Below are 3346 nucleotides of genomic sequence, written 5' to 3' on the forward strand. Positions count from 1 at the left end.
ATAGTTCATCATTCAAAGTCTTTGCCGAACTCGCAGCATAACTGTGCCTGCAGATAAGCACGTTTATATCCTGTTCAAAATTTTGCGACATAACCAGGTCTCCAGTATCGAGAGACCAGCATCCAATATGATGATTAAGCAATCACTAATTCAAAAACTTTGCGACACGCCCCGCGGATCCCCCTTCGCGGACGTTGAAAGCATGATCGCGGGAACGACTGCTTAGGACGCAAAGCGGACGCAACATCTTCTCCGCAATCAGGGCAGTGAGTAACAGGAGTGACTTCTATTACGCATATATATATGATATTGAGAGCGATAGAAATGGATGTTATCGCTCATGACCTGGAACTGGACGCAACCTGACTGGCCGAATTTCCGCTACGATGCTGCGGCGTTACGCAGTCTGGAGCAGCAATTCCTGCTCTCCTCTGGCGAAGTCATCGGCGCTGTGCGTCACATCGATCCCGACGACCGCGACCGGTTGCGCATCGAACTCTTGAGCGACGAAGCGATCAAGACGAGCGCGATCGAAGGCGAAACATTGGACCGCTTAAGCGTCCAGTCATCACTGCGGCGGCAGCTTGGCCTGGACACGGACCGGCGTTCGGTGCAACCGCGTGAACACGGGATCGCGGAAATGACGGTCGACGTTTATGGCACCTATGCCCTGCCGCTTGATGACGCCACACTGTTTCGGTGGCATACTATGTTGATGGCAGGCAGTCGGCATCTGGAGAGTATCGGTGCTTATCGCAGCCATTCCGACGCCATGCAGATCGTCTCTGGCCAATTGGACCGCCCGACGATTCATTTCGAGGCGCCGCCATCAGCGCAGGTACCGGAGGAAATGCATGAGTTCATATCGTGGTTCAACGCAAGCGCTCTGACCGGCGGCACGCCCCTCCCCGCGCTTACCCGCGCCGGGCTTAGCCATTTATGGTTCGAAAGCATCCATCCGTTCGAGGACGGCAATGGGCGGCTTGGTCGCGCACTGGCTGAAAAAGCGCTCGCCCAATCGCTGGGGCAACCGAGCCTGATCATGCTCAGTTTTACCATCGAACAGCAACGGAAAGCCTATTACGATCAGCTGGAAATCCATCAGAGAACCCTCGACGTCACTGGATGGTTGGTATGGTTTTCCCAAACCGTGCTGACGGCTCAACAAACTACGCTGGATCGCGTCGCCTTCTACATCGCCAAAGCGCATTTCTACGACCGGTTCAGGGGGGCGTTCAATCCCCGTCAGAAGAAAGTCATTGCACGTCTGTTCGAGGCAGGACCGGAGGGCTTTATCGGTGGCCTCAGTGCCGACAACTATCTGGCCATAACAAAGACCTCACGCGCAACCGCCACCCGCGATTTGCAGGATCTGGTCGACAAGGGCGCGTTGACGCGCAGCGGTCAGCTTCGATTCACCCGATACGCACTGAACTGGCGAGCGCGTTATTAACGACAACATGGCCCAGTTAACGGGTAACTGGGAAAATGGCCACTAGAGAGCTACCGGGATCTCGAAGAAATGTTTCTGGAACGTGGTTTTGAAGTCGACCACTCAACAATCAATCGCTGGGTTTTAGCCTATGCACCGTTGCTGGAAAAACGCTTACGACAATTTCAGCGTCCTCATTGCGGTTCTATCCGTATTGATGAAACCTACATTAAAATACGCGGCCAATGGCGTTTTCTCTATCGAGCTATCGATAAGCACGGCAATCCGGTGGACTTCCTGCTGACGGCCAAACGAGACTTATCCGCAGCCAAGCGGTTCTTTAAAAAAATGCTGAAGAGGGTGGATTCAAACGGTGGTCGCAACGGTTCCGACTTGGAGGTTATGATGACAAACCGCAAACGCGCATCAGAGCGCAGCATACGAGTTAGACTGTATTCACCGGGACGGCCACGGGCGGCACTGCGTTCCCAGCAAGTCATGTTTTGGCAACTTATCAAGCAAGGTGCTTCCAGCGAAGAGGCTGGCGTGCAAGCTGGTGCGTCTGCCCCAGTTGGCAGTCGTTGGTTTCGGGAGGCCGGAGGCATGCCGCCATCCAAATTTGCAAAAGAATCTCAACCGTTTCCCGGGCGATATCTGTGTTTTTCTGAGCGCGAAGATATCGCCTTGTACAGAGCGCAAGGCTTCGGTGTCTGTGCGATTGCAAGGAAGGTTGGACGATCCGCCTCGACCATTTCCCGAGAACTGCGGCGGAATGCAGCGACACGCTCAGGGGGCTTTGAATATCGAGCGACAACAGCGCAATGGCATGCAGATCGCGCGGCACGCCGGCCAAAACCAACAAAACTGGCGCAGAACGACGCTTTGCGGCAGTATGTTGAAGATCGGCTCTCAGGTCAGATCTCTGCTCCGAACGGGAGCATTGTGGTCGGGCCTGACGTGTCTTGGACGAAGAGACGGTCTGTGCGCCGACAACATCGCAGATGGGCAACAGCCTGGAGCCCTGAGCAGATCGCTCGCCGTTTGCCTCTTGATTATCCGGATGACCCGATGATGCGTATCAGTCATGAAGCCATATATCAGTCCTTATTCATTCAAGGCCGTGGCGCGCTGCGGCGGGAGTTGGCTGCCTGCCTGCGTTCCGGACGGGCGCTACGTGTCCCGCGGGCGCGGCGAAAGGGAAAAGGCAGGCCGTTTGTGTCCGACCAGATCATGATCAGTGAACGCCCCGCCGAAGCAGAAGACCGCGCTGTGCCGGGTCACTGGGAAGGTGATCTGATCCTCGGCCTGAAGAGCTCGGCGATCGGCACTCTGGTGGAACGCAAAACACGGTTCACGCTCCTGCTGCATCTGCCTCCGATGCCCGGCCATGGTGCAGGTCCGCGCAAGAAAAATGGTCCCGCGCTTACAGGGCACGGTGCTCAGGCTGTTCGAGATGCCATTACCAAATCAATTCAAAGCCTTCCAGGCCACTTGCGCAAATCACTCACATGGGACCAGGGTGCTGAGATGGCACAACATGCGAGGCTGAAGACAGATACGGGCATCCAAGTCTTCTTCTGTGATCCTCAAAGCCCTTGGCAGCGCGGCAGCAACGAGAACACCAATGGCCTATTGCGTCAATACTTTCCCAAGGGCACGGATCTCAGTGTACATGATGAACACACTCTCAATGTTGTCGCATACACCCTGAACAATCGACCTCGAAAAACGCTCGGATGGAAAACGCCCGCTGAGATGTTGAAAGAAGTCCTATCATAAAATATCAATCAACCGTTGCGACCACCGTTTGAATCCACCCAGTGAGCCTTTGTTAGCCCCGGATCGCATAGGGACAGATGGAGCGGGAACGTTTCCGCCAGCCATCAAGGCAGCTTCACAAGATTTTCTCCTCCC

Annotated in this window: 1 protein-coding gene and 3 pseudogenes; all 4 read left to right on the top strand. The window is 55.1% G+C overall.

From position 1 onward, the window contains the following. Positions 1 to 340 precede the first annotated feature (340 nt). Complete coding sequence (locus FHS77_RS15805; RefSeq protein WP_184224875.1) at positions 341 to 1453, top strand: Fic family protein; 1113 nt, start codon at positions 341 to 343, stop codon at positions 1451 to 1453. A 33-nt stretch (positions 1454 to 1486) separates the two neighbouring features. Continuing rightward, positions 1487 to 1813: pseudogene (locus FHS77_RS15810) on the top strand (IS6 family transposase); the annotation flags it as partial. 24 nt (positions 1814 to 1837) lie between these two features. Then, positions 1838 to 3243: pseudogene (locus FHS77_RS15815) on the top strand (IS30 family transposase). Between the two features lie 11 nt (positions 3244 to 3254). Further along, positions 3255 to 3346 (top strand): annotated as a pseudogene (locus tag FHS77_RS15820) (IS6 family transposase); the annotation flags it as partial.

Origin of the sequence: Paenochrobactrum gallinarii (genome assembly GCF_014205685.1) — a bacterium.
Taxonomy (GTDB): Bacteria; Pseudomonadota; Alphaproteobacteria; order Rhizobiales; family Rhizobiaceae; genus Paenochrobactrum; species Paenochrobactrum gallinarii.